The sequence below is a fragment of the Micromonospora sp. CNZ296 genome (assembly GCF_007827635.1).
This window is the reverse complement of sequence record NZ_VISW01000003.1, coordinates 216,466-242,512: the sequence shown is the minus strand read 5'-3', so window position 1 is coordinate 242,512 and position 26,047 is coordinate 216,466. Positions and strand designations below refer to the sequence as shown.

The window sequence follows — 26,047 nt, the reverse complement described above, 5'->3', positions numbered from 1 at the left end:
TCTCGCGTGAGGCTCACCATCACCGAGGAGTGCCGGTACCTCCGCACTCCGGACAACCGATTCTGGGTGGACTTCGGCACCGGCTACGCGCTCTGGGCGCGATACCTGGCGGCCTTCGACGAGGTACGGGTGGTGGCCCGGGCGCGGGACGTACCGGAGATCCCGCCGAACGCGGTCCGGGTCGACGGCGACGGGGTGACCGTGGCACCCATCCCCCACTACCTCGGACCGCAGGAGTACCTGCGACGCCTGCCCCGCATCGACCGGGCCGTCCGCCGGATCGCCGCGGACGCGGAGGCGGTGCTGCTCCGGGCGCCGTCGTCGATCGCCACGCTGATGCACCGGCACATCACCAGTCGCGGTCTCGCCTACGCCATGGAGGTCATCGGCGACCCGTACGCGGTCTTCGCCCCCGGGGTGATCGAGCACCCGCTGCGGCCCTTCCTGCGTGTGTGGAGCACCCGCAACCTCCGGCGTCAGTGCCGTTCCGCCGTCGCGGTGTCGTACGAGACGAAGCGCTCGCTCCAGGAGCGGTATCCCACCCGCCCGGGGGCGCTCTCCATCGGTCTCAGCTCGGTGAACCTGCCGCCGGCGGCGTTCGTGCGGGAGCCCCGCCCGCCCCGGCTGCCGGCCGGGCCGGTGACCCTCGTGTCGGTCGGTTCCCTGGAACAGCTCTACAAGGGCATCGACACGCTCATCGAGGCGATCTCGTTGCTGCGGTCCTCGGCCCCGCCGGTACGGCACGTGCACATCGGCCCCGGGCGCTGCCAGCCGGTGCTGGAGGATCTGGCCACCCGCCTCGGGGTCCGCGACCGAATCACGTTCGCCGGCCTGATCACCGATGTCGAGGCGCTGCGCCGGCACCTCGACGCCGCCGACCTGTTCGTCATGCCATCCCGGACCGAGGGCCTGCCCCGGGCCCTGATCGAGGCGATGGCCCGCGGGCTGCCGGCCATCGGCTCGCGTGTCGGTGGCATACCCGAACTGCTGCCACCGGAGATGCTGGTTGCGCCGGACGACCCCGACAGCCTGGCCAACGCCATCCGCCGTACCCTCGCGGACCCCGACGCCATGGCTGCCGCCTCGCGTCGCAACCTCGCGGTCGCCCACGAGTTCGCCGCGGACCGGCTGACGCCGCGGCGCAGCGAGTTCTACCGGGCGGCCCGGGACCTGATGGCGAACCGCCGTCCGCTGCCGCAGTCCGCCGCCCCCGCCGTGGAGTCCGTCGAGCAGGAGAACCGACCGGTATGAGGACCGGCCGGCCCGACACGGGAGAGACGATGTCCAGCGCGAGCCACAGCGACCCGGCGACGACGAGCGCGTCCGGCGCGCCGGCCCCCCGGCCTCCGGAGATCCGCGTGGTACGGGTCCTCGGCGCGTTCGACATCGGCGGCGCCGAGCAGCGCACCATAGAACTGCTGCCCCGGCTCGCGGCGTCCGGGGTGCGGACGTCCTTCGTCACGCTCAGCGGCGTCAAGGGCGCGCGCGGCGACGAGGTGGAGCAGTTGGGCTCACGGATCCACCCGATCCGGCTGGACCGTCGGTTCCCGGTCCGCTTCTACCGCCTGCTTCGGCAGGTCCGTCCGCACGCCGTGCACTCGGACGTCGCGACGTTCTCCGGTTTCGTGCTGTTCCTCGCGGCACTGGCGCGGGTGCCGATCCGGATCGCGCACTTCCGGTCCGACCGCGACGGACATCCGGACAGCCTGCGCCGCCGGTTGCAGCGGGGCGTGATGGTGCGCCTCATCCACTTCTGCGCGACGGACGTGCTCGGCGTCGCCCCCGGCGCTCTCACCTCGTGCTACCGGCCGTCGTGGGAGAACGACCCGCGGTGCCGGGTGCTGCCCAACGGTCTCGACCTGGGCCGCCTGCACCGCCGGTCGACGCTGCGGCTCCGCGACGAGATCGGCGCCGCCCCGGACGACCTCGTCTGCGTGGTGATCGGCCGCCCGCACCCGCTCAAGCGGCGGTCGATGGTGCCGTCGATCGTCGCCGCGTTGCGCGAACGCGGGATCGGCTGCCGGGCCGTGTTCGTGGGTCCGCACGACGACCGGGACGACGACGCCGTCCGGCAGTCCGCCACCCGGCACGACGTACTCGACCGGATGCACCTGGTGGGTCCGCGGGCTGACGTCGGGGAGTTCCTGGCCCAGGCCGACCTCCTGCTGCAACCCTCCGCGCTCGAAGGTCTGCCCGGCACAGTCCTGGAGGCCCGCGCCGTCGGCACCCCTGTGGTCGCGTCCGACCTGCCCGGCGCACGGTTCATCGACGACCAGCTCGCCGGTGTCGCCCTGGTCCCGGTCGACGCCGACGCCGAGACCTGGGCTGACGCCGTACACCGCCTGGGCCTCGTGCCGGGACGGCCGAGGGGCGGCCGGCGGGCGCTGGCGGCCTTCCAGGACAGCGTCTTCACGATGGAGCGGTCGGTCGAGCAGCACCTGGCCATCTACGGCCGGAACACCGTGGCGCCGCGCGGCGGAGCGGACCGGCCGGCGGTGCCCACCGGATGAGCCGCCGCCATCTGGGCACTATCGTCCTGCTGACCGGCGCCAACGGCATCGCCGCCCTGAGCAGCAGCGGCGTCGCCGTCCTCGCCACCCTGGCGCTGGGGCCGGCCGACCGGGGCGTCATGGTGTTGGTCCTCACGGTCGCCGGCGTGGTGATGCTGGTCGGCCGCCTGGGCTGCGGCACCGCCATGCGCGCGCAGTTGCCGCAGGCCGCCTCCCGGCACCGCCGCGACGAACTGCTCTCCGCGTACTGCTGGATGACAGTGGTGGCCGCGGTCTGCACCGGGGCGGCCGCGGCCGCCGCGGTCCGTCTCTCCGCGCCGCTGCTCGGCCCCGCGCTGACCGATGTACGGCTGCTCGCCGCGGTCGCGCTCGGCGGCGCCGCCAACATCGCGCTCGACCAGCTCACCGATCTCCGGTTCGCGGACGGGGACTTTCGCCGGGGCGCGGTGTGGAACATCGCCGCCACCACCGCCGGCCTGATCGGGATCGCCATCGCGGTCGTCGTCTCGGCGCAGGTGTGGCTCCTCCTGATGTGCCAGGCCACCGCGCTGCTCGCGGTGGCGGTGACGCAGTGGACGCTGGTACGCGGCCAAGGGCTGGCGCGGTTCGCACGGGCGCGACGGCGGGACGTCACCGGGCTGATCCGGATGGGCGCCCCGTCTCTGGGGTTCTCCCTCGGGACGAGCTTCCTCCAGCGGGCCGACCGCTACCTGCTCGGTGTCCTCGTCGGTCCCGGCGCGGTGGGCATCTACGCCCTGGCCGCGACGCTGAGCAGCGTGGTCGGCCTCCTTCCGGCCGCCATCGGACAGTTGTCGCAGCGGCAGGCCGCGCAGCGCGACGGCGATCCCTGGCCCGTCCGTGCGATCGGCTACACGCTGCTGGCAACGCTCGTCAGCGGCGCCGTCGTCGCGGCCGGCGGCTGGCTGTTGGTGGTGCCGGTCTTCGGCGCGGAGTTCGGGTCCGCCCGCCCGTTGATCGTGCCGCTCCTGCTCGCCGAGTTGTGCCTGGCGCCCTTCGGCATCGCAAGCCGAGCCCTGCTCGGCACCGGGGGCACGAAACAGGCCGCCGGGGTCGGTCTGCTCGCCGCCGTGGCGTCGGTCGCCTGCTACGGCCTCGCCATCTCCCGCTGGGGAACGATGGGCGCGGCGACCGCCTCGATCGCGCTGTATGCGCTGCTCTCCGTCGTCGTTCTGGTCGTCCTGCGCGTACGGCTCAACCGGCGGGCCCGCGTGGCGGCACCTCTCACCGCACCGGCGCCGACGGCGGAACTGGTGCCGGACGCGCGCTGACCGTCACGTGGCGGGTGCCGGAGCCGGCCGTGACGTGGGAGCGGGCTGCCCACAACGCGGCCAGGGACTCGCCCAGCGGGTATCTCGGCGCCCAGCCGAGGGCGTCGCTGATCCGGCTGATGTCGGCGCACATCCACGGCACCGCCGCGGACCGGTCCGCAGTCGGCGAGCGGAGCCCGTCGACGAAGCGTCCGGTGAACCCGGCATGGCGGGCCAGCATCTCGACTGCCTCCCGGGTGGCGACCGCCTGTCCGCTGCCCACGTTGTAGATCGACTCCGGCAGCCGTCGGGCGTTGAGCGCCGCCAGCACCGCCTCCGCCACGTCCCGGACGTCGACGAAGTCGCGGTAGGAGTCGTTGAGCCCCAGTTCGATCCGCCGGTCCCCCCGGGCCAACGCCGCCTGGAGCAGCTCGGCTGCCCGTCCCAGCACGTTGCCACTGGTCGAGCCGGGCCCGACGGGGTTGAAGACCCGCAGCACCACCGCGTCGACCCGGCCACTGGCGGCGGCCAGCCGCACGAGGTCGGTCGCGGCCAGCTGGCTGATCCCGTAGTCGCTCACCGGCCGGGCCGGGTCGGTCTCGGTCGCGACGGCGCCGTGCGGGACGACCCCGTACTCGGCCGCCGAGCCGATCCGGACCAGCCGCACGCCGGGCGAGACCTCGGCCACGCAGTCGATCAGCTTGGCGGTGATCAGAGTGTGCGACTCGACGAACTGCGCGCTCGTCCCGGCGATCCGGCCGGCGCAGTTGACCACCCCGTCGGGTCGTGCCCGGCGCAGGAACGCGGCGAGCCGCGACCGGTCCGCGGCGACGAGATCGCATTCCCGGCGACTGGGCGCGACGACGGTGAAGTGCTCCGCGAGGACCGCTTCGACCGCCCGGCCGAGGAAGCCGGACGCGCCGAACAGCAGGATCCTGGCCATGAGGCTCCGATCGGGTCGGGATCAGCCGGACGTGCCGGACCCGACGGGCTCGTCGACCCGAAGCGACCGGAACCACTCGACCGTAGCCCGCAGCCCTTCGGCGAAGGGCGTCGGCGACGCGGCCGGGAACAGCTCGCGCAGTCGCGTGTGGTCGGCCTGGGACTCGCGGACGTCACCGGGCCGCGCCGGCACGTGCACGACGTCCAGCGGCCGCCCCAGCACGGTCTCCAGTTCGGCGATGAGGTCGAGCAGGGAGATGCGCGCGCCGAACGCGAGGTTCACCACGTCCGGGGCCGCCACCTGCCGCAGCACGGCGTCCACGATCACCGAGGTCACGCTGCCCACGTAGGTGAAGTCCCGGGACTGCCGCCCGTCGCCGTGCACCTGCAACGGCCGGTTCTCCAGGGCGGCGGTGACGAACCGCGGGACCACTGCGGCGTACACGTGGTTCGCCGCCTGCCTCGGTCCGAAGACGTTGAAGAAGCGGAACGGCAGGACGGCCATGCCGTAGCAGTTGGCGAACGCGATCCCGTACGCCTCGGTGGCCAGCTTCGACACCGCGTACGGGCTGACCGGCATGGGCCGCAGGCCCTCCTGGCGTGGCAGTACCGGGTTGGCGCCGTACACCGAGGACGAGGAGGCCAGCACGCACTGCGGGACGCCGTTGCGGTGGGCGGCGTCGAGGACGGTCAGGGTGCCGGTGGCGTTCGCGTGGTGGCTGCGCAGCGGGTCGTCGATGGAGCGGGGCACCGAGCCGAGGGCTCCGAGGTGGACCACGCTGGAGGCGCCGGCCATCGCGCGGTCGAGCAGCGCGGGGTCCAGGACGGTGCCGATCAGCACCTCCGCCGGCAGCCCGCGCAGGTTCTCCACCGACCCGGTGGAGAGGTCGTCGACGACGACGATCTCGGCGACCCGGCCCGTTTCCGACAGGGCCCGCACCAGGTTGGAACCGATGAAACCGGCGCCCCCCGTGACGACGACTCTCACGTGCGCTCCTACCGCTCGCCGGTGCTCTCTCCGCAGGGCCAACGAGGGAATCCGACGTTGGTTACTAAACACCACAAAGCTCGTTGCCCTGGGTGGAGCGGCGAACGACGTCGCGCCGACTGTTGGAGGCGAACACGTGAGGCACGATCCCCGGTCCGGCGTCGCCGGCGACCCGCCCGGGCGCCGGTCACTGCGCGTCGCCGTCATCGTCAAGACGAACTACGGCGGACTCTGGACCATCCCGCAGGCCTGCGCCCTGCGGGATCGCGGCCACGAGGTGGTGGTGATCTGCCCACCCGGCGGGCGCCTGAACGACCGCCTGGCCGAGGCCGGGATCCGGACGGTGGCGTCGCCGTTCTCGTTCCGCTTCCGCCCCAGCCTGAGCACGCTGTCCGAGCTGTGGCGGCTGCGCCGCCTCGTCCGCCGCCTGCGGCCCCAGGTGCTCTACCACCACCTGTACGCGGCCACGCTGGGCGCGCGGCTCGCGACCGTCGGCCTGCCCTTGGCGCGGGTGCAGTTCGTCGCCGGCCCCGCGTTCCTGGAGTCACGGGCGGTCCGGATGGTCGAGCGGCTGCTTTGGCGCCTGGACCGCACGATCATCTGCGGCACCCGCTACACCTCCCGCCTCTACGGCGAGCTGGGCGTACCGGCGTCGCGTCGCCCGGCCGTCACCAGCGGACTCAACCTGGCCTGGGCGACCGCGGACCTGCCGGACGACACGGCGGCGACGCGGGCGGAGGCCCGGGCGAAGTGCCGCGCGGATCTCGGGCTGAGCCCGGACCAGTTCGTCGTGATCATGGTGGCGTACGTCTATCCCCCACGAAAGCTCGCCGCCCACCGGGACCGCGCGTTCAAGGGCCACGACGTCCTGCTCGCCGCGTGGCAGGAGATCCGGTCCCGGCACCCCGAGGCGGTGCTGATGCTCGTCGGTGGCGGCTCGGACCAGGCCGGCGAGGACCACCGGCAGGAGCTGATCCGCCGGTTCGGGGTCGCCGACGACCACTCCGTCCGCTGGATCGACACCGCCGACGACGTGCGGCCCTACTACCGGGCGGCGGACCTCAGCGTCAGCCCGTCACTGAGCGAGGGCCACGGCGCGCCGCCCGAGGCGGCGCTGCTGGACGTTCCCAGCATCGTCAGCGACGCCGGCGGGCTGCCGGAGACGGTGGACGAGAGCTGCGGGTGGGTGGTCCCCCGGGACGACCCGGCCGCCCTGGCGCAGGCCATCGAGCACGCGTACGCCGAGTTCCGGTCCGGGCGTCTCGCCGAGCGCGGCGTACGCGCCCGCGAGCGGTCGCACCGGCACTTCGACAACCGGATCTCCGCGGTGCGGATGGCCGAGGTCATCGAGCACGCCGCGGGCGTCGGCGGACCACCCGGGGAGTACGCCCCGCAGGCCGCCGGGAAGGCGCACTCCCGGTGAGCCCCGCCCGGCGGTCGGTCGAGCTACGGCTCAAGCGGCTCGTCGACATCACAGTGGCGCTCGTCGTCCTCGTGGTGACCGCGCCGGTCGTGGCCGTCGCGGCGCTGCTGGTCCTGGCCCAGTTCGGCAGCCCGGTCTTCTTCCGGCAGGAACGCACCGGCCGGTACGAGCGCCGCATCCGGGTCCTCAAGCTCAGGACGATGTCCGACGACCGCGACGCGGAGGGCCGGCTGCTGCCCGACGGGGTCCGCTGCCGGGGCGTCGGCCGGACGCTGCGGCGGCTGAGCATCGACGAGCTGCCGCAGATGGTCAACGTGCTCCGGGGCGACCTCAGCCTGGTCGGTCCCCGGCCGCTGCTGCTGCGCTACGACCCCTGGTACACCGACCGGGAGCGCAAGCGGTTCGAGGTCCGGCCGGGCATCACCGGGCTCGCGCAGGTCAACGGCCGCAACGACCTGGCCTGGACCGAACGCCTGGAACTCGACGTCCGCTACGTTCTCGACTGGTCCCTCTGGCTCGATCTGCGCATCCTCGCGCGGACGGCGGGCAAGGTCCTGCGCGCCTCGGGCGTGGCGGTCGACCCGTCGGCGCAGATGCTCGACCTCGACCAGGAACGGCGCCTCACCGGCGTCCGCTGAGCCCGTCGGTGCCCCGCCCGCGCCGGGCGGGGCACCGACCGTATTCAGGCCGAGCCGGTGGGCACGCCGGACGGTCGCGGCGCCGAGGCGCCGCTCTGGGCCGGTGCCGCCGGACGTCCGGCAGGCGCGAGCGCGCCGCGCTCGGGGAGTGTGCCCAGCGCCCGCTGGAAGCTCGCGACCAGCGCCGGGTAGTCGGCCGGCGCGACGTCCTGGTGTACGGGGAAGTTGATGATCTGCCGGGACAGCCGTGCCATCGACGGATGGTCCCGCAACTGCGCGATGAGCGTGTGGTAGAGGCTGACCATGCCGAAGCCCTCGCGGTTCATCTCGGCATAGACATGGTCGCGGTTCTCCCGGCCGGTCCCGAGGATCCGCACCGGCAGCGTCTGCGGGGCGTCGTCCGGTGCCAGCTCGGGCCACATCAGCTCGAACGCGACGCCGAGTTCGGGCAGGTCGCGCAGCAGCGCGGTGAGGGCGCGGAAGTTCTCCTGCCGCCGCGCGGCGATGCCCAGCGTGTCGTGGTCGAGCACGTGCCGGGACAGGTCCGGCTCGGTCTCCCGCTGCCCGGTGAGCCGGCCCGGGTCGCGGTAGGTGATCATCCCGCCGCGTGCGCCGGGCATCGGCAGCATCTTGTGCAGGGAGTAGAGCGAGACCTCCCCGGTGCGGCCGGCCGGCCCGCCGAGCGCGTGGGTGAACCACGCGTGTGCGAGGTCTTCGAGCAGCAGCGCGCCGTGCCTGTCGGTCAGCTCCCGGATCCGGCCGATCGCCCGTTCGGTACGGCCGAAGTAGTGGATGACCACCACGACGTCGTAGGGACGCTCCGCGAGCCGTGCCTCCAGCGAGGACACGTCCACCGCGAGGTCCTCGGTCAGGTCGTAGAAGCCGGGGTCGAGCCCGAGTTCGGTCACCGGGTCGAAGACGCCGCTGCCCTCGTTGGCGGACCAGCCGATGAACGACGGCAGCAGGATGTCGCGCCGGTCGCCGCGCCAGACCTCGGGCTGGGCGAGCAGGTCGCGCATGCCCTCCCGGGCCGCCCGGTAGAACAGGCTCGGCGTGCGGAAGGCACCCGGGTCGGTGGCGGTCTTGGGGATCGTCTGCGTCACGGAAGCTCCAGTCTGGCGCGGATCTCGGTGGTGGACATCCTGAGCGAGCGGTTGACGGCCCGCAGCGGGCCGACCGCGCTGGGCGGCGCGTCCTCGCCGGGTGTCATGACCAGGACGCGGTCGATGCCGGGGAAGGCCCGGACCACGGCGGCGACCACCGCCGGCCGTCGCAGCGTCGCCGGGTCGAAGCACCGCAGCACCCCCGGGCTCGGCCGCCCCAGCACGTGGGTGGCGTCTCCGGCGACGACGGTGAGCTCACCGAAGCCGTACGTGTCGAGCCAGGCCCGGGCGGCGTGCAGCCCGTCGAAGCGGACGTCGGCGGCGGGCGCGACCCCGCCGAGCGCGAGGTCGGCGACCCACCACGTGGTCGTGGAGTCGCCGGCGAACCCGAGCCGGTCGTAGAGCGCACGGGCCGGGGCGTTGTCGGCGAACACGTCCAGCCGCATCGACCGGAGGTCGGGGTGGGCGCGAGCGTAGGCGCGCAGCAGCTCCCGGGCGACGCCGCGGCCACGGGCGGCCTCCACCACGCAGATGTAGGACAGGTGCGCCAGGCCCGGCTCGACCCGGGTCAGGTCGGCGAAGCCCAGCCGCCGGCCGTCCTGGTCATCGGCCACCAGGAAACACCGGCCGGGGAACGACTCCGGGTGTGCGAGCACGACCTCCCAGAACCGGCCGACGCCGGGCTGAGCCGAGGTCAGGTAGTCGTGCAGATGCCGCGCGAACGACGCCTGGCTGACCTCGGCCAGCCATTCCGCGTCCGCGACGATGGCCGGGCGCACCCGGAGACCCGGCGCGTCCGCACGGGACGGCACTCCCACGTCGGCGGCGGGGACGATCGACTGGACACCATACGGGACCGGCATGTTCACACCATAGTGGCCACTACCACCCCAAAGGGGGATTTCGGATCACGGCTGCCGGGTCCCGGCGTGGTCCGGTTCCGGTAACCGCTGCCGTGCGCCGCCGGTGTGATGAGCTGTAGTGGTGGCGGGTGACGTGCTGGGTCTGGTGCTGCACCCCACCCGGGACGTCTCCGAGGTGGTGGGGATCGTCGCGGACTGGGCCGCCCGGCACCGGATCACCCTCGCGGTACGCGCCGAGGACCGCGCCCGCGTACCGGCAGCGGTGGAGGCGATCGCGGCGGACGAGCTGGCCGACCGCTGCGCCGCGCTGATCAGCATCGGTGGTGACGGCACCATGCTCGGCGCACTGCGGATGGCCGTCCGCGACCCGAAGCCGGTGCTCGGCGTGCACCTGGGCCGGGTCGGCTTCCTGGTCGAGGTGGAACCGCCGGACCTGCCCCGGGCGCTGGAGCGGCTGGTGGAGCACGACTTCACCGTCGAGTCGCACGCCTGCCTGGCCTGCGACGTCTGCGGCGACGACGTGGTGGCGTTCAACGACATCGCCCTGGTCCGGCAGCCCGGCGCCGGCTTCGTCACGGCCACCCTCGCGGTGGACGGCCAGCGGTACGGCTACTACCGGTGCGACGCGCTGGTGGTGAGCACGCCGACCGGTTCGACCGCGTACAGCTATGCCGCGGGCGGGCCGCTGATCTCACCGGCCACGGAGGCGATGGTGGTGACGCCGTCGGCGCCGATGGCCGGGATCTCCCGCTCGGTGCTGCTCTCCGCGCACGAGACGGTTCACCTGGAGCTGCGCGCCGACTCGGCACCGGTGGCGGTGGAGATGGACGGCCTCCTGATCCGGCAGGCGGCGACCGAGGGTTCGGTGCACATCCGGTACGTCAAGGACGCCGGCCGCGTGGTCCGTCTCGACCCGCGCCGCTACCAGGAGCGCAACCAGCTCAAACTGAGCCTGCTGGACCTGCCGCTGCTGCCCGACCAGTTGCGGGAGCTGTTGCCGGACGGGTTGCGGGAGCAGCTCAGCCGCCGGGAGCTGCCCCCGCCCCGCTGAGCCGGTTCACGCGGTGGCCAGCACGCCGTCGACCAGCGCCTTGGCCTCCTCCTGGATCCGGGCCAGATGCTCTGGCCCCTGGAACGACTCGGCGTAGATCTTGTAGACGTCCTCGGTGCCGGACGGCCGGGCGGCGAACCAGCCCGACCCGGTGGTCACCTTGAGCCCGCCGATCGCGGCGCCGTTGCCGGGTGCGCTGGTGAGGATCGCGGCGATCGGCTCGCCAGCCAGCTCGGTGGCGGTGACCTGCTCCGGCGACAGCTTCGCCAGGACGGCCTTCTGCGTCCGGTCGGCCGGGGCGTCGATCCGGGCGTACGCGGGCGCGCCGAAGCGGTCGGCCAGCTCGGCCCAGTGCTCGCTCGGCGTACGGCCGGTGGTGGCGATGATCTCGGCGGCGAGCAGGCAGAGCAGGATGCCGTCCTTGTCGGTGGTCCAGGTGCCGCCGTCGCGGCGCAGGAACGACGCCCCGGCGCTCTCCTCGCCGCCGAAGCCGACGGTGCCGTCGAGCAGGCCGGGCACGAACCACTTGAACCCGACCGGCACCTCCAGCAGCGGACGGCCGAGGTCGGCCGCGACCCGGTCGATCATCGAGGAGGAGACGAGCGTCTTGCCCACCGCCGCGGCCGGGCCCCACTGCTCCCGGGTACGGAACAGGTGGCCGATCGCCACGGCCAGGTAGTGGTTGGGGTTCATCAGGCCGCCGTCGGGCGTGACGATGCCGTGCCGGTCGGCGTCGGCGTCGTTGCCGGTGGAGACCGCGTAGTCGTCCCGGGCGGCGATCAGCGAGGCCATCGCGTTCGGTGACGAGCAGTCCATCCGGATCTTGCCGTCGCCGTCGAGCGTCATGAACCGCCAGGTCGGGTCCACGAGCGGGTTGATCACGGTCAGGTCGAGGCGGTGCCGCTCGGCGATCTCGCCCCAGTACGCCACGCTCGCCCCGCCCATCGGGTCCGCGCCGATGCGCACCCCGGCGTCGCGGATCGCGTCGATGTCCAGCGCGGCGGGCAGGTCGTCCACGTACCGGGCGAGGAAGTCGTACTCGCCGGTGGTCGCGGCGGCGCGCGCCCGCGCGTACGGGATGCGTTTCACCTCCTTGAGCCCGGCGGCGAGGATGGCGTTCGCGCGGTCCTGGATCCACTTCGTGGCGTCGGTGTCGGCGGGCCCGCCGTGGGTGGGGTTGTACTTGAACCCGCCGTCGGACGGCGGGTTGTGCGACGGGGTGATCACGATGCCGTCGGCGAGGCCGCTGGTGCGCCCCCGGTTGTGGGTGAGGATGGCGTGCGAGACGGCGGGCGTCGGGGTGTAGCCGTCGCGGCTGTCGCGCAGCACGGTCACGTCGTTGGCGGCGAGCACCTCCAGCGCGTCGGCCTCGGCGGGCGCGGAGAGCGCGTGGGTGTCCCGGCCGAGGAACAGCGGCCCGGAAAGGCCCTGCTCGCGCCGGTAGTCGCAGAGCGCCTGCGTGACGGCGAGGATGTGGTCGGAGTTGAAGGCGTTGCGCAGGCTGGATCCGCGGTGCCCGGAGGTGCCGAAGGAGACCTGCTGCGCCGGGTCGTCCGGGTCCGGGTGCTCGGCGTAGTAGGCGGTGACCAGCCGGGGCACGTCGACCAGGTCGTCGGGCTGTGCGGGCTGGCCGGCACGGGGGTGGGCCACTGCGGGATCCTCCTCGGGGATGCGGCGGGAATGCTCAGGGCTCGACGCGCTGGCCCTTGCCGATGACGACGATGCCGTTGTCGGACACGGTGTAGCGCTGGCGGTCCTTCTCCAGGTCGACGCCGATCTCGGCGCCCTCCGGGACGTGGACGTTCTTGTCCAGGATCGCGCGCCGGACGACCGCGTGGCGGCCGATCTGGACACCCTCCATCAGCACGGCGCCGTCGACGTGCGCCCACGAGTGCACCTTCACCTTCGGCGCCACGATCGAGTTCTCCACCAGCGAGCCGGAGATCACCGAGCCGGGCGACACCATCGAGCTGACCGCGCGGCCGACGCGCTCGCCCCAGGCGTGCACGAACTTGGCCGGCGGGTACGGCGGCTGCTCGGTGTAGATGGGCCAGTCGAAGTTGTAGAGGTTGAACACCGGGTGCACGTTGATCAGGTCCATGTGCGCGTCGTAGAACGAGTCGAGCGTCCCCACGTCCCGCCAGTAGCCGCGGTCGCGGTCGGTGCTGCCGGGCACCTCGTTGTCCTTGAAGTCGTAGACGTTTGCCTCGCCGCGCTCGACGAGCATCGGGATGATGCTGCCGCCCATGTCGTGCTTGCTGGTCTTGTCCGCCGCGTCGCGCTCCACCGCCTCGCACAGCGCCTTGGTGGTGAACACGTAGTTGCCCATCGAGGCGTAGATCTCGTCCGGCGCGTCGGGCAGCCCTACTGCGTCGGTGGGCTTCTCCCGGAACGCGCGGATGCGCTTGCCGTCCTCGCCGACCTCGATCACGCCGAACTGGTCGGCCGTCGACAGCGGCTGGCGGATCCCGGCCACCGTGACCCCGGCGCCGGAGGCGATGTGGTCGTCGACCATCTGCCGGGGGTCCATCCGGTAGATGTGGTCGGCGCCGAAGACGATCACGTAGTCGGGCTGCTCGTCGTTGATCAGGTTGAAGCTCTGGTAGATCGCGTCGGCCGAGCCGGCGAACCACCACGGGCCGCGGCGCTGCTGCGCGGGCACCGGCGTGACGTAGTTGCCGAGCAGCGTCGACATCCGCCAGGTCTTGGTGATGTGGCGGTCCAGCGAGTGGGACTTGTACTGGGTCAACACGACGATCTTGAGGAAGCCGGCGTTCGCCAGGTTGGACAGGACGAAGTCGACCATGCGGTACATCCCGCCGAAGGGGACGGCGGGCTTCGCCCGGTCGGTGGTCAGGGGCATCAGGCGCTTGCCCTCCCCGCCGGCCAGGACGATCGCGAGCACCTTGGCAGCCATGCTCAGACGCTAACGACCCGGAACCGACTTCACCACTCGGACGCCCACACTTGCGCACCGCGTGGGACACCCGGCTCTGCACTAGGGTGCGGGCATGGCACCGATGCGCGTCGACCTGCTCACCCGCGAGTACCCGCCGGAGGTCTACGGCGGCGCCGGGGTGCACGTGGAATACCTCGCCCGTGAGCTGCGCCGGCTCGCCGACGTGCGGGTGCACTGCTTCGGCGCGCCCCGCGACGAGGAGGGCGTGACCGCGTACGCCGAGCCGGCCGCGCTCGCCGGCGCGAACGCCGCGCTGCGCGTCATGGGCGTCGACCTGGAGATGGCCGCCGGGACGGCCGGCACCGACGTGGTGCACAGCCACACCTGGTACGCCAACCTGGCCGGGCACACCGCGAAGCTGCTGCACGGGGTGCCGCACGTGGTGACCGCGCACAGCCTGGAGCCGCTGCGCCCGTGGAAGGCCGAGCAGCTCGGCGGCGGGTACGCGCTCTCCTCCTGGTGCGAGCGGACCGCGTTCGAGGCGGCCGACGCGATCATCGCGGTGAGCGCGGGCATGCGCCGCGACGTGCTCACCGCGTACCCGGCGGTGAACCCCGACCGGGTACGCGTGGTCTACAACGGCATCGACACCGCGCAGTACGCCCCGGACCCGGGCACCGACGTGCTCGATCGGCTCGGCATCGACCCGGTCCGGCCCAGCGTGGTCTACGTCGGGCGGATCACCCGGCAGAAGGGCCTGCCGTACCTGCTGCGCGCGGCCCGGGAGCTGCCCGCCGACACCCAGCTGGTGCTGCTCGCCGGCGCGCCGGACACCCCGGAGATCGCCGCCGAGGTGGAGGGTCTCGTGGCGGAGCTGCGGGCCACCCGGTCCGGGGTGATCTGGGTGGCGGCGATGCTGCCCAAGCACGAGGTGATCCAGGTGCTCACCCACGCCACGGTCTTCGCCTGCCCGTCCGTCTACGAGCCGATGGGCATCGTCAACCTGGAGGCGATGGCCTGCGAGACCGCCGTGGTGGCGACCGCCACCGGCGGCATCCCCGAGGTGGTGGCCGACGGCGAGACCGGGCTGCTGGTGCCGATCGAGCAGGCCGGCGACGGCTCCGGCACCCCGCTGGACCCGGAGCGCTTCGTGGCCGACCTGGCCGCGCGCATGAACGAGCTGCTGGGAGACCCGGAGCGGATCGCGGCGTTCGGGGCGGCGGGGCGGCGACGGGCGGTGGAGCACTTCTCCTGGGACGCGATCGCCCGCCAGACGATCGAGGTGTACCGCTCGGTGGGGGTGTAAGGAAGGGCACCTTGTTAACGCCTCCGGTAGAGGAAGGGCCCCTTCTTAACAGCCCGCCCGGTCGCGGTCGGCGGCGGATACAGTCCCCGGATGCCGGATGCGATCTTCGCCCATCCTCGGCTCGCGCCGGTCTACGACGCGTTCGACGGCGACCGGGACGACCTGGACGCGTACCTCGCGATCGCCGACGAGCTGGACGCGCGCGTGGTGCTCGACCTCGGCTGCGGCACCGGGAACCTGGCCCTGCTGCTCGCCCGGCACGGCCGTACCGTCGTGGGGGTCGACCCGGCCGGGGCGTCCCTCGCCGTCGCCCGGTCGAAGGACCGCGAAGGCCGCGTGCGCTGGGTGCACGGCGACGCCACGACGCTGCCACCGCTGCGCGCCGACCTGGCCGTGATGACCGGCAACGTGGCTCAGGTGTTCTGCGCCGACGACGACTGGGCGCGCACCCTGCGGGGCGTCCACGCGGCGCTGCGGCCCGGCGGGCATCTCGTGTTCGAGACGCGGCGTCCCGAGCGCCGCGCGTGGGAGGAGTGGGCGGCGGACAGCGCGCCGGTGACCCGGGACGTGCCGGGCGTCGGGCCGGTGGAACGACGTCTCGAGGTCACCGCTGTGGACCTGCCGTTCGTGTCCTTCCGGTTCACGTACCGGTTCCCGGCCGACGGCGCCGTCCTCACGTCGGACTCGACGCTGCGGTTCCGCGACCGGGACGAGGTCGAGGCGAGCCTGACCGCCGCCGGCTACCGGGTGCTCGACGTGCGGGACGCGCCCGACCGCCCCGGCCGGGAGTTCGTCTTCGTCGCCCAGCGGTCGACCTGAACGTCGCTGTCGGACAGGCCAGATCGCCCGGAGCCCGCCGACCCTGTGCCCGAGGCGCGGGAAGAGGCCGTTCGTGGCACCGGGGCCGGCCGCCGGAAGTCCGCCACCCGTTCGGTGGAACGCCATGGGTGCCTCAGCGCCCATTTGACACCCATAGCGTTCCACTCACCGCAGCCCACGCTCGTTCGGTGGAACGGCACGGGTGCCTCACCGGCACGGACTCGACGCCCTCGTGAGCGGGTTGAGGGCTGAGGTGAAGTCGCCGAGCGCGAGAGGATCTCGCGCAGTAGGTTGAGCGGGTGACTGGACGGTTCCCGATCGAAGACGTCTCCCCCGTCGTCTCCTGCGGTCGCTACCCGGCCAAGGCGGTGGTCGGCGAGGTCGTACCGGTGTCGGCGCGGGCCTACCGCGAGGGCCACGACGCGCTCGGGTGCAACGTGGTCTGGCTCGGCCCGGACGGCGCGGCCCGCCCGTTCACCCGGATGCGCCCGGGTGAACCCGGCCAGGACCGATGGCACGCCACCATCCGCCCGGACGCGGTCGGCCTGTGGCGCTTCGCCGTGGAGGCGTTCGGAGACCCGTACCTCACCTGGCAGAACGCGGTCACGAAGAAGCTCGCCGCCGGCCAGGGCGCGGCCGAGCTGGCGAACGATCTGGCCGAGGGCGTACGGGTGCTCACCGCCGCGCTCGACCTGGTGCCGAGGGCCGACCGTGATCGCGTACGCGAAGCCGTGCGGGCGCTGGCCGACGACGACCTGGACCTGCCGCGGCGGGTGAGCGCGGCGCTGGACCTGGCCGACCTGCTGTGGGAGCACCCGGTGCGCGAGCTGGTCACCACCGGCGAGGAGCGCACGCTGTGGGTGGACCGGCCGCGGGCGCTCTTCTCCGCCTGGTACGAGTTCTTCCCCCGCTCCGAGGGCGCGGTCCCGGCCACAGTCGACGCGCCCGCGCGTTCCGGCACGTTCGCCACCGCTATGGAGCGACTGCCGGGTGTCGCGGCGATGGGTTTCGACGTGCTCTATCTGCCGCCGATCCACCCGATCGGCCGGGTCAACCGCAAGGGCCGCAACAACGCGCTCACCGCCGGGCCGGACGACGTGGGCTCGCCGTGGGCGATCGGCGCGGCCGAGGGCGGCCACGACGCCATCCACCCCGATCTGGGTACGCCTGAGGACTTCCGCGACTTCGTCGCGGCCGCCGCCGAGCAGGGGCTGGAGGTGGCGATGGACCTGGCGTTGCAGTGCGCGCCGGATCACCCGTGGGTCACCGAGCACCCGGAGTGGTTCACCACCCGGGCCGACGGCAGCATCGCGTACGCGGAGAACCCGCCGAAGAAGTACCAGGACATCTATCCGCTGAACTTCGACAACGACCCGGAGGGCATCCGGGCCGAGGTGCTGCGGGTGGTGCTGCACTGGGTCGGCGAGGGCATCCGGATCTTCCGGGTCGACAACCCGCACACCAAGCCGTTCGACTTCTGGCACTGGCTGATCGCCGAGGTCAAGAAGGTCGACCCGGACGTGCTGTTCCTGGCCGAGGCGTTCACCCGGCCGGCGATCATGCACGGGCTCGGCAAGATCGGCTTCACCCAGTCGTACACCTATTTCACCTGGCGCACGACGGCGGCCGAGATGCGGGAGTACTGCGAGGAACTGGTCGCCTCGGTCGACTGGATGCGGCCGAACTTCTGGCCGAACACGCCTGACATCCTGCACTCGTCGTTGCAGCACGGCGGCCCGCCGATGTTCAAGATCCGGGCGGTGCTGGCGGCGCTGCTGTCCCCCTCGTGGGGCATGTACGCGGGGTTCGAGCTGTTCGAGCACGTCGCGCGCCCCGGTGCCGAGGAGTACCTGGACAACGAGAAGTACGAGCTGCGCCCGCGGGACTGGGACGCCGCGCTGGCGCAGGGCCGGTCGCTGGCGCCGTTCGTCACCACGCTGAACCGGGTACGCCGGGACAACCCCGCCCTGCACCGGCTGCGCAACCTGCGGTTCCACGACATCGACAACCCGGCGCTGCTGTGCTGGTCGAAGCACGACCCGGAGACCGGCAACACGGTGATCGTGGTCTGCTCGTTCGACTCCCGCGAGGTGCAGTGGGGCAACACCACGCTCGACATGCCGGCGCTCGGCCTGGACTGGCACGAGCGGTTCACCGTGCGCGACGAGCTGACCGGCGCCGAGTACGACTGGGGGCAGCGCAACGCGGTGCGCCTCGACCCGTACCTGCAACCGGCGCACGTGCTCACCGTGCGCCGCCCGGCCGCACCCGAGCCCCCGCAGCCGGCCGCGCCGACCGCCGCCGAGCCGGAGCAGCCGGCCGCGCCCGACCTGACAGTGGAAGACGTGCCCGCCGACCTCTCCGGCGGCACCGCCCCGACCGCACCGGCCGACAAGGACGACGCCCGATGGACCAGCTGATCGCCGGCGAGGTACACGACCCGCACGCCGTGCTCGGCGCGCACCCGGCCGACGGGAGCACCACGATCCGGACGCTGCGCCGGGGCGCGGGCGAGGTGGCGGTGCTCGCCGACGGCGAGCGGCACCCGATGAAGCGGGTGCACGACGCCGGTGTCTTCGAGGCGGTCCTCCCCGGCGAGGTGCTCGACTACCGGGTCGAGGTGGACGGCACGACGCACGACGACCCGTACCGTTATCCGCCCACGCTCGGCGACCTCGACCTGCACCTGATCGGCGAGGGGCGGCACGAGCGGCTCTGGGCGGCGCTCGGCGCCCGGGTGTTCGACGAGGGCGTCGCGTTCACCGTCTGGGCGCCCAACGCGCGGGCCGTGCGGCTCGTCGGCGACGTCACCGGCTGGGCGCCGGACGACGGGTGGCCGATGCGCTCGCTCGGCTCCAGCGGCGTGTGGGAGATCTTCGTGCCGGGCATGCCGGTGGGCAGCCGCTACAAGTACCGCGTCCTCGGCGCGGACGGCCGGTGGCGGGACAAGGCCGACCCGATGGCCGCGCGCACCGAGGTGCCGCCGGCCACCGCGTCGGTGGTGCACGAGTCACGGTACGAGTGGGGCGACGCGGACTGGCTCGCGCGCCGGTCCCGGCAGGCGCCGCACCAGGAGCCGATGAGCGTGTACGAGGTGCACCTGGGCTCCTGGCGACCCGGCCTCGGCTACCGGGAGCTGGCCGAGCAGCTCACCGCGTACGTGCTGGAGATGGGCTTCACCCACGTGGAGTTCCTGCCGGTGATGGAGCACCCGTTCGGCGGCTCGTGGGGCTACCAGGTCACCGGCTACTACGCGCCGACGGCCCGGTTCGGCGACCCGGACGACTTCCGCCACCTGGTGGACCGGCTGCACGCCGCCGGCATCGGCGTGCTCCTGGACTGGGTGCCGGCGCACTTCCCGAAGGACGAGTGGGCGCTCGCCCGTTTCGACGGCACCCCGCTGTACGAGCACCCCGACCCGCGTCGCGGCGAGCACCCCGACTGGGGCACGTACGTCTTCGACTTCGGCCGCAACGAGGTGCGCAACTTCCTGGTCGCCAACGCGCTGTACTGGCTCGACGAGTTCCACATCGACGGGCTGCGGGTGGACGCGGTCGCCTCGATGCTCTACCTGGACTATTCCCGGCAGGACGGGCAGTGGGCGCCGAACGTGCACGGCGGCCGGGAGAACCTGGAGGCGATCGCGTTCCTCCAGGAGGTCAACGCCACCGTCTACCGGCACCACCCGGGCGTACTGATGATCGCCGAGGAGTCCACCGCCTGGCCCGGCGTCACCCGGCCCACCTCGGAGGGCGGGCTCGGGTTCGGGTTCAAGTGGAACATGGGCTGGATGCACGACACCCTGCTCTACACCTCGAAGGACCCGATCTACCGGCAGCACCACCACCATCAGCTCACGTTCTCCCTGGCGTACGCGTGGAGCGAGAACTACGTGCTGCCGATCAGCCACGACGAGGTGGTGCACGGCAAGGGCTCGCTCGCCGGCAAGATGCCCGGCGACACCTGGCAGCGGCTGGCCACGGTGCGGGCGCTGCTGGCGTACATGTGGGCGCACCCGGGCAAGCAGTTGCTCTTCATGGGCTGCGAGCTGGCCGACGACAGGGAGTGGAGCGAGGAGCGCGGCCTCGACTGGTACCTGACCCACGATCCGGCCCGCGCGGGCGTGCAGCGGCTGGTCGCCGACCTGAACCGGGTCTACCGGGAGAGCCCGGCGCTCTGGGCGCAGGACACCGACCCGGCCGGCTTCCGCTGGATCGCCGGGGACGACGTCGCCAACAACGCGGTGTCGTTCATCCGGATCGCCCCGGACGGGCAGACGCTCGTGTGCGTGGCGAACTTCTCCGCGCTGCCGCTGGAGGACTACCGGATCGGCCTGCCGGCCGGCGGTACGTGGACCGAGGCGCTGAACACCGACGCCCACCACTACGGCGGGTCGGGGGTGGGCAACCTGGGCGAGGTGCACGCCGAGAACGTGCCGTGGCACGGCCTGCCCGCGTCGGTCTCCCTGCGCGTGCCGCCGCTGGGCGTCCTCTGGCTCCGCCCGGCCTGACGGCACAGCCCAGCCGGCCGGGCGGCCCACGGCGGCGGCAGGCCACCCCGGACGGCGGCCAACCCCCCGAACGGCGGCCAAACCCCGGACGGCGGGCCAAGGGTACGCACGGGTCACGGGGAAGGCGGCCAACCGGGCCGAGCGGCCGTCTGAAGGTTTCGTCTTGAGCCCGTTATGACTCAGAGGCATAAATATGCCTCTGAGTCATAACCGTATCGGGGAGTCGCTTCCCGGTCAGCACTACGCTCTGTGATATCCCGGCGTCGGGATGACCGCGATCTGGCGGTCGCTCTCCACACCCAGGCTGTCGGCGCGTGACCGCCCGTCGCCGGGTGGCCGCAGGAGTCAGACCAGGTCGGCTTCGCGGAGGAGCTTCCAGAGGCCGGCGCCGTCGGGGGCGCTCAGCCACTTCTGACCGATCGGGCCCGACGACGACCGCCCTGCGGGCGCCGGAAGGCTACCGGCCAGCACCGACTGGGTCGGGGACAGCCGCCGGATCGCCACCCCCGCGACGTTGTCCGGGTGCGCGGCGGCGAACTCCCGGTAGATCTCCGGGTCGTGCTGCCCGTCGTCGCCGATCAGCAGCCACCGCACCTCGGGGAACTCCCGGGACAGCCGGGCCAGCGTGGCCCGCTTGTGCTCCCGGCCGCTGCGGAACCACCTGTCGGCGGTCGGTCCCCAGTCCGTGAGCAGCAGCGGCCCGGCCGGGTAGAGGTGCCGGGACAGGAACCGGGTGAGCGTCGGCGCGACGTTCCACGCGCCGGTGGACAGGTAGAAGACCGGCGCGCCCGGGTGGGCGGTGGCCAGCCGCTCGTACAGCACGGCCATGCCCGGCACGGCGGTGCGGGCGTGCTCGTCGAGCACGAACGTGTTCCACGCGGCCAGCAGCGGCCGGGGCAGCGCGGTCACCATGACGGTGTCGTCGATGTCGGAGAGGATGCCGAAGCGGACGGCCGGGTCGAGGATGCGTACCAGCGCCTCCACCGGTTCGGCGTCGGCGACGCTGAGGCGTACGCAGCCCCAGCCGGGGGTGAAGTCGGCCTCGATCACGGTGTCGACGAAGCCACTGCGGTCGGCGGTCACCTCCTGGCGCACGCCGTCGGCCTCGATGGTCACCGTGATGTGCTTGGCGGGCAGCGTGGCGAAGCTGCGCCAGCCCCGCACCTTGTCCAGCCGGCCCCGCCGCCGCGTGTCCGGGCGGCCCAGCAGCACCCGGCAGAGCACGCGCGCCCAGCCGGGGGCGCCGTAACCCGCGTACGCGATGATGTTGGGCTGCCACCCGGTGCGCCGCAACCGGCGCTCCACCAGGCCGTGCACGGCGTCCTCGAAGCGCGCGGCGCGGTGCAGTTGCGGGACGGCCAGCTGGTCCGGTGGTGTGGGCGGCACACGGCAACAGTGCCACAACCGGACCGGCCGGGCCACGCGAGTGATCCACGCCGATCCGCCCCGGCGCCGGGCGCCGCCGTGACAGACTGCGGTCGGGACGACGACGGGGGCGTTGGTCGTGTCGACGACGAAGCGGAACCCGGTACGACCGCGTCCGGACGCGCCGGCGCTGGTGGCGCTGCTGCTCGGCGCCGCGGGGGTCGGCTACCGGCTGGTGCTGACGCTGCTCACGGTGCCCGCGTCGAACAGCGACGAGGCCACGTTCGGCCTGGCCGCGCTGCACATCGCCGCCGGTGGTGAGCGGCCGGTCTTCCTCTACGGCCAGCGCTACATGGGCGTGCTGGAGTCGTACCTGGCCGCGCCGCTCGTCGGCTGGGCCGGGCCGAGCTGGCCGGTGCTGCGGCTGCCGCTGCTCGCGCTCTTCGCGATCTTCCTGTGGCTGGCGTACCGGCTGACCCGCCGCCTGTTCTCCCCCTGGCTGGCGGTGGTCGTGGTGGGCCTGCTGGCGCTCGGCTCGGAACGCGTGGTCCGCGACCAGCTCACAGCGGTCGGCGGCCGCCCGGAGGTGAAGCCGGCGGTGCTGGCGATGCTGCTGATCGCGGTGGCCCTCGGCGGCCGACGGATCCGGCACTGCTGGCTGGCCACCGGCGCGTTCGGGCTGCTCGCCGGGCTGGCGCTCTGGTCGGACTGGCTGATCGCGCCGTATCTGCTGGTCGCGGCGGTGGTGCTCGCGGTGGCGGTGCCCCGGGACCTGATCGGCTGGCCGGGCGTGCTGCTGGTCGCGGGCTTCCTGGCCGGGATCGCCCCGGTGGTCAAGGACAACCTCGTCGCGCCGCCCGGGCAGGACTCGCTGTCGGTGTTCCGCGAGATCAGCACCAAGGAGGGCGTCGCGCCGTCGCTGGCCGAACGCCTGCGCGGCGGGCTGCTGGAGGGGGTGCCACTGGCGTCGGGCATGTGTCCGATGGACGGCTGCGCGCGCTGGGCGCAGTGGTTCGGCGTGCTCTACCCGGTGCTGCTGGTGGCCGCCGCCGCGCTCGGGCTGATCGCGTACCGCCGGGCCGCCGACCACGCCGCGCGGGTCCGGGCCGTGGCGATCCTCGCCCTGGTCGCGGGCGCGGTGCTGACACTTCTGGCGTACGTGCGCAGCCCGCTCGCCGCGACCGACCCGCTCGGCAACGCCCGCTACCTGTCGGTGCTCCAGATCTCGCTGCCGGCCGTGCTGTGGCCGCTCTGGCTGGCCGCCGCGCACGCCCTGCGGGCCACCACCGGGTGGACGGCCCGGCTCGGCGGCACCGCGGCGGCGGTGGTGCTGGCCGGGCTGACCGCCGCCACCGTTGCCGGGACCGTGGCGTTCCTGGCCGGCGTGCCGGGCGTACGGGACGAGGAACGCACCGCCCGCCGCCTCGCCGACACGGTGCGGGACGCCGGGTTGCACGAGGTGTACGGGGACTACTGGACCTGCAACCGGCTGATCTTCAACACCGGAGAGACCGTTGCCTGCGGCGTGCTCGACGGGGCGCTGACGCCCGGGCAGAACCGCTATCCGGCGTACTGGCAGCGGGTGGCGCGCGCGGAACGGCCCGGGTACGTGGTGGCGGTCGGCTCCCCGGCCGAGCGCACACTGCGGCGGCTGCTGGGCGACCGCGCCGACGCGGCGGTGGTGGCCGAGGTGGGCGGCAGTCGCGTGTACCACCCCGACCGTGCCGTGCGGCCGTGGCGCTGACCCCGGCCCGTACGCTGTGCCGGTGCTCATCCTGCTGCCCCCGTCGGAGGGAAAGGCCGAGGCCGGCACCGGCCGCCGGCTGGACCTGTCCCGGCTGTCCCTGACCGAGCTGAACCCGGCCCGGGAGGCGGTCCTGACCGCGCTCGTCGACCTGTGCGCCGGGCCGGACGAGACGGCGGCCCGGACCGCGCTGGGCCTCACCGAGGGGCAGCGCGGCGAGCTGCGGCGCAACGCCCGGCTGCGGGAGGCAGCGACCGCCCCGGCCGGACGCCTCTACACCGGCGTGCTCTACGAGGCGCTCGGCCTGGACACGCTGCCCCCCGACGCGCAGCGGGCGGCCCGCCGCCAGGTGCTGATCAGCTCCGGCCTGTGGGGCGCGGTACGCTTCGCCGACCGGATTCCGCCGTACCGCTGCCCGATCGGGGCGCGGCTGCCGGGGCTCGGCGCGCTGTCGGCGTACTGGCGGGCGGCGCTCGGCCCGGTACTGGAACCCGCCGCCGGGCGCGGCCCGGTGCTGGACCTGCGCTCCGGCGCGTACGCGGCCACCTGGACGCCGCGCGGCGCGCTCGCCGAACGCACGGTGACGGTACGGGTGCTGCACGAACGGATCGTGGACGGCACGCCGGCCCGGTCGGTGGTGAGCCACTTCAACAAGGCCACGAAGGGCCGGCTGGTGCGGGATCTGCTGCTCGCCGACGCCCGGCCGCGTACCGCCGACGCGCTGGTGGGGGCGCTGCGGGAGCTGAAGTACACGGTCGAGGAGGCACCCCGGGCGGCCGGGCGGCCCCGGCAGGTCGACCTGGTGGTCACCGAGCTCTGAGCCGCGGGCTTCCCGCAAATTTTGCTCAAGGCTCGGGCGCAGCGGTTCCCGGTCCGGCGCTCGGCAGCGACGGTAGAGGTACCCCGACGACCGAGGAGCCGCGCCGATGCTCACCACGCTGCTCGACCGCCCGCGCCCGTCGCCGCCGCCGCTGGACTGGCTGACCCTGACCGACGCCTTCGAGGTCGCCTGCATGGTGCGCTGCACGCCGCCGCCGGCCGCCGACGTACGCCGCCTCGACTCCGGACCGCACCGCGGCGGCATCGCCGAGTTCAACCGCGAGGACGCGGCGCAACGGATGCGGCAGCTGCTGGGACGCCTCGACGTGCCGGTGGAGCACGAGCTGACCACCGGTGGCCTGCGCCGCCGCTACGAGCTGCACCGGCTGTCGGTGCCGCCGCAGCACCGGGCGGCGTACGCGAATCTGCTGACCGCGGGCTGGCGGCAGGGCCGCCGGGAGCTGCTCGGCGGGCCGTTCCCGGGCGCCTCGGCGCCGCGGCGGCTGTGGCGGCCCCGGCTGGCCGCGGCGGCCTGGCGGGCGGCGCTGCTCGCGGGCGGCCGGCACGTCCGCCGGCACTGCCTCGGCATCCGGCTCGCCGACCGGGACCTGGCGGCGGTGCTGGTACGCGGCGCGGCGCTGCTGGACGTGCCGGCGGCGCTGCGGCCCGGGTCGGGTTGCTTCCTCGTGGTGGTGCCGAACGGCGAGCACCGGGAGCGGATCACCGAGAGCGCGGAGCTGGCCCCGGCGAGCTGACCGGCCCGGCCCGAGACTGCCGCACGCCGGGCCTGCGGTGGTGCGTGCGCCGCGTGGGCTTGCGCCACGGCGGGTGCACGGCGCAGAGTGCAGCCCGTGAGCCGACACTGGCCTGTGCGCGCCGCCGCCCCGCTCGCGCTGGTGCTCCTGCTCGTCGCCGGGCTCACCGGGTGCCGGGACGAGCCGTCCGAGCCGACCCGCATCCGCATCGCCACCGGCAGCCCGACCGCCGTCTACCACGCCTTCGGCCAGTCGCTCGCGGCGCTGCTCAACCGGGAGCTGCCCGGCGTACGGGCCGAGGTGGTGGTCACCGCCGCCTCGGCGCAGAACGTCCGGCTGGTCGGCGCTGGGGAGGCCGAGCTGGGCTTCACCCAGGCCGACGTGCTGCCGCCGCGCGAGCCCGAGCATCCGTCGGTGCTCGCGGTGGCCCGGGTCTACGACGACCTGCTGCACCTGGTGACCCGCGCCGGCGGGCCGATCCGCACGCTCGGCGACCTGCGCGGCCGGCGGGTGTCGGTGGGCGCCGACGGCTCCGGCACGGAGATCACCGCCACCCGTCTGCTGGCGGTGGCCCAGCTCGGTGGCGACCGGGTACGCCAGGAACACCTGGGGCTGGACGACTCGGTGGCGGCCCTGCGCGAGGGGCGGATCGACGCGTTCTTCTTCTCCGGCGGGCTACCCGTGCGCGGCGTCGCCGACCTGGCCCAGCGGACCTCGCTGCGGATCGTGGACCTGGGCGACTGGACCGAGCCGCTGCGCCGGGCGTACGGGCAGGTCTACGTGACCCGGGACGTGCCGCGCTCGGTGTACCGGGCCGCCCCGGTCAGCACGGTGGCGAACCCGAACTACCTGATCGTCCGCGCCGACCTGCCCGCCGCGCTGGTGCGGGAGGTGACCCGGCTGCTGATGGACCGCCGGGAGGAGCTGGCCGCCGCGCACCCGGCGGCGGGACGGATGAGTCCCCGGTCGGCGATCGTCACCACCCCGCTGCCGCTGCATCCGGGCGCGGCGCAGTGGTATCGCGCCGCGAAGCCCTGACGCGGG

Annotated in this window: 21 protein-coding genes; 14 read left to right on the top strand and 7 right to left on the bottom strand. The window is 73.5% G+C overall.

What is annotated here, in order from left to right:
• Positions 1-6: 6 nt before the first annotated feature.
• Genes FB455_RS06610 through FB455_RS06600 form a run of 3 tightly spaced genes read left to right on the top strand, consistent with a single transcriptional unit; the run spans position 7 to position 3,799 of the window.
• Positions 7-1,251, top strand: coding sequence for a glycosyltransferase family 4 protein (locus FB455_RS06610; protein ID WP_030270448.1), 1,245 nt, complete (start codon positions 7-9; stop codon positions 1,249-1,251).
• A 29-nt stretch (positions 1,252-1,280) separates the two neighbouring features.
• Positions 1,281-2,510: a glycosyltransferase gene (locus FB455_RS06605; protein WP_013285297.1), complete on the top strand. Its 1,230-nt coding sequence runs from the start codon at positions 1,281-1,283 to the stop codon at positions 2,508-2,510.
• Entirely contained in the window at positions 2,507-3,799 is a 1,293-nt protein-coding gene (locus FB455_RS06600; protein WP_013285296.1) for a lipopolysaccharide biosynthesis protein, read from the top strand. Before FB455_RS06605 ends, FB455_RS06600 begins: the two co-directional genes overlap by 4 nt.
• Here the strand turns inward: FB455_RS06600 and FB455_RS06595 are convergent.
• Both FB455_RS06595 and FB455_RS06590 read right to left on the bottom strand, forming a co-directional pair.
• Entirely contained in the window at positions 3,753-4,721 is a 969-nt protein-coding gene (locus tag FB455_RS06595; RefSeq protein WP_013285295.1) for an NAD-dependent epimerase/dehydratase family protein, read from the bottom strand. The two genes, FB455_RS06600 and FB455_RS06595, sit on opposite strands and share 47 nt — an antisense overlap.
• A 21-nt stretch (positions 4,722-4,742) precedes the next feature.
• Positions 4,743-5,708: an NAD-dependent epimerase/dehydratase family protein gene (locus FB455_RS06590; protein WP_030270454.1), complete on the bottom strand. Its 966-nt coding sequence runs from the start codon at positions 5,706-5,708 to the stop codon at positions 4,743-4,745.
• Between the two features lie 136 nt (positions 5,709-5,844).
• Between FB455_RS06590 and FB455_RS06585 the strand changes: the two genes are divergently transcribed.
• Together FB455_RS06585 and FB455_RS06580 are read left to right on the top strand one after the other, a co-directional pair.
• On the top strand, positions 5,845-7,131 hold the full coding sequence (locus FB455_RS06585) for a glycosyltransferase (protein ID WP_030270456.1): 1,287 nt from the start codon (positions 5,845-5,847) through the stop codon (positions 7,129-7,131).
• On the top strand, positions 7,128-7,769 hold the full coding sequence (locus tag FB455_RS06580) for a sugar transferase (protein ID WP_013285292.1): 642 nt from the start codon (positions 7,128-7,130) through the stop codon (positions 7,767-7,769). Before FB455_RS06585 ends, FB455_RS06580 begins: the two co-directional genes overlap by 4 nt.
• Before the next feature lie 44 nt (positions 7,770-7,813).
• Here FB455_RS06580 and FB455_RS06575 read toward each other — a convergent pair whose 3' ends face one another.
• Positions 7,814-8,872 (bottom strand): DegT/DnrJ/EryC1/StrS family aminotransferase, encoded by a 1,059-nt coding sequence (locus FB455_RS06575; protein WP_013285291.1) that lies wholly within the window; start codon positions 8,870-8,872, stop codon positions 7,814-7,816.
• On the bottom strand, positions 8,869-9,735 hold the full coding sequence (locus FB455_RS06570; protein WP_145752643.1) for a GNAT family N-acetyltransferase: 867 nt from the start codon (positions 9,733-9,735) through the stop codon (positions 8,869-8,871). The genes FB455_RS06575 and FB455_RS06570 overlap by 4 nt, the downstream gene beginning before the upstream one ends.
• 121 nt (positions 9,736-9,856) lie before the next feature.
• Here FB455_RS06570 and FB455_RS06565 point away from each other — a divergent pair, with 121 nt between their 5' ends.
• Positions 9,857-10,786 (top strand): NAD(+)/NADH kinase, encoded by a 930-nt coding sequence (locus FB455_RS06565; RefSeq protein WP_030270460.1) that lies wholly within the window; start codon positions 9,857-9,859, stop codon positions 10,784-10,786.
• A 6-nt stretch (positions 10,787-10,792) separates the two neighbouring features.
• Here FB455_RS06565 and pgm read toward each other — a convergent pair whose 3' ends face one another.
• Entirely contained in the window at positions 10,793-12,436 is a 1,644-nt protein-coding gene (pgm, locus tag FB455_RS06560) for a phosphoglucomutase (alpha-D-glucose-1,6-bisphosphate-dependent) (protein WP_030270462.1), read from the bottom strand.
• Positions 12,437-12,470: 34 nt separating this feature from the next.
• Complete coding sequence (gene glgC / locus FB455_RS06555; protein ID WP_013285287.1) at positions 12,471-13,703, bottom strand: glucose-1-phosphate adenylyltransferase; 1,233 nt, start codon at positions 13,701-13,703, stop codon at positions 12,471-12,473.
• 94 nt (positions 13,704-13,797) lie between these two features.
• Between glgC and glgA the strand changes: the two genes are divergently transcribed.
• The 4 genes from glgA to glgB all read left to right on the top strand — a co-directional run bounded on the left by glgA (position 13,798) and on the right by glgB (position 20,320).
• Positions 13,798-14,991: a glycogen synthase gene (glgA, locus tag FB455_RS06550; protein WP_030270464.1), complete on the top strand. Its 1,194-nt coding sequence runs from the start codon at positions 13,798-13,800 to the stop codon at positions 14,989-14,991.
• Positions 14,992-15,081: 90 nt separating this feature from the next.
• Positions 15,082-15,810, top strand: coding sequence for a class I SAM-dependent methyltransferase (locus FB455_RS06545; protein ID WP_030270466.1), 729 nt, complete (start codon positions 15,082-15,084; stop codon positions 15,808-15,810).
• A 299-nt stretch (positions 15,811-16,109) separates the two neighbouring features.
• Positions 16,110-18,230, top strand: a complete 2,121-nt coding sequence (locus FB455_RS06540) for an alpha-1,4-glucan--maltose-1-phosphate maltosyltransferase (protein WP_013474744.1) — start codon at positions 16,110-16,112, stop codon at positions 18,228-18,230.
• Positions 18,218-20,320 (top strand): 1,4-alpha-glucan branching protein GlgB, encoded by a 2,103-nt coding sequence (glgB, locus tag FB455_RS06535; RefSeq protein ID WP_030270468.1) that lies wholly within the window; start codon positions 18,218-18,220, stop codon positions 20,318-20,320. Before FB455_RS06540 ends, glgB begins: the two co-directional genes overlap by 13 nt.
• 345 nt (positions 20,321-20,665) lie before the next feature.
• Here the strand turns inward: glgB and FB455_RS06530 are convergent, their stop codons facing one another.
• Complete coding sequence (locus FB455_RS06530) at positions 20,666-21,742, bottom strand: App1 family protein phosphatidate phosphatase (RefSeq protein WP_013285282.1); 1,077 nt, start codon at positions 21,740-21,742, stop codon at positions 20,666-20,668.
• A gap of 82 nt (positions 21,743-21,824) precedes the next feature.
• Between FB455_RS06530 and FB455_RS06525 the strand changes: the two genes are divergently transcribed.
• The 4 genes from FB455_RS06525 (at position 21,825) to FB455_RS06510 (ending at position 26,041) form a co-directional block, all read left to right on the top strand.
• The gene (locus tag FB455_RS06525; protein ID WP_030270472.1) at positions 21,825-23,429 is read left to right on the top strand and encodes a hypothetical protein; all 1,605 of its coding nucleotides are present in this window, start codon (positions 21,825-21,827) and stop codon (positions 23,427-23,429) included.
• 16 nt (positions 23,430-23,445) lie between these two features.
• The gene (yaaA, locus tag FB455_RS06520; protein WP_013285280.1) at positions 23,446-24,249 is read left to right on the top strand and encodes a peroxide stress protein YaaA; all 804 of its coding nucleotides are present in this window, start codon (positions 23,446-23,448) and stop codon (positions 24,247-24,249) included.
• Positions 24,250-24,355: 106 nt separating this feature from the next.
• Positions 24,356-25,003: a hypothetical protein gene (locus tag FB455_RS06515; protein ID WP_013474740.1), complete on the top strand. Its 648-nt coding sequence runs from the start codon at positions 24,356-24,358 to the stop codon at positions 25,001-25,003.
• Between the two features lie 96 nt (positions 25,004-25,099).
• Positions 25,100-26,041: a TAXI family TRAP transporter solute-binding subunit gene (locus FB455_RS06510; RefSeq protein WP_013474739.1), complete on the top strand. Its 942-nt coding sequence runs from the start codon at positions 25,100-25,102 to the stop codon at positions 26,039-26,041.
• Positions 26,042-26,047 lie beyond the last annotated feature (6 nt).

Bases quoted from the DNA above. Each gene is read 5' to 3' on its own strand.
- glgC (WP_013285287.1), bottom strand. From the start codon at position 13,703: ATGGCTGCCAAGGTGCTCGCGATCGTCCTGGCCGGCGGGGAGGGCAAG.
- FB455_RS06600 (WP_013285296.1), top strand. From the start codon at position 2,507: ATGAGCCGCCGCCATCTGGGCACTATCGTCCTGCTGACCGGCGCCAAC.
- glgA (WP_030270464.1), top strand. From the start codon at position 13,798: ATGGCACCGATGCGCGTCGACCTGCTCACCCGCGAGTACCCGCCGGAG.
- FB455_RS06595 (WP_013285295.1), bottom strand. From the start codon at position 4,721: ATGGCCAGGATCCTGCTGTTCGGCGCGTCCGGCTTCCTCGGCCGGGCG.
- FB455_RS06570 (WP_145752643.1), bottom strand. From the start codon at position 9,735: ATGCCGGTCCCGTATGGTGTCCAGTCGATCGTCCCCGCCGCCGACGTG.
- FB455_RS06515 (WP_013474740.1), top strand. From the start codon at position 24,356: ATGCTCACCACGCTGCTCGACCGCCCGCGCCCGTCGCCGCCGCCGCTG.
- FB455_RS06545 (WP_030270466.1), top strand. From the start codon at position 15,082: ATGCCGGATGCGATCTTCGCCCATCCTCGGCTCGCGCCGGTCTACGAC.
- glgB (WP_030270468.1), top strand. From the start codon at position 18,218: ATGGACCAGCTGATCGCCGGCGAGGTACACGACCCGCACGCCGTGCTC.
- FB455_RS06605 (WP_013285297.1), top strand. From the start codon at position 1,281: ATGTCCAGCGCGAGCCACAGCGACCCGGCGACGACGAGCGCGTCCGGC.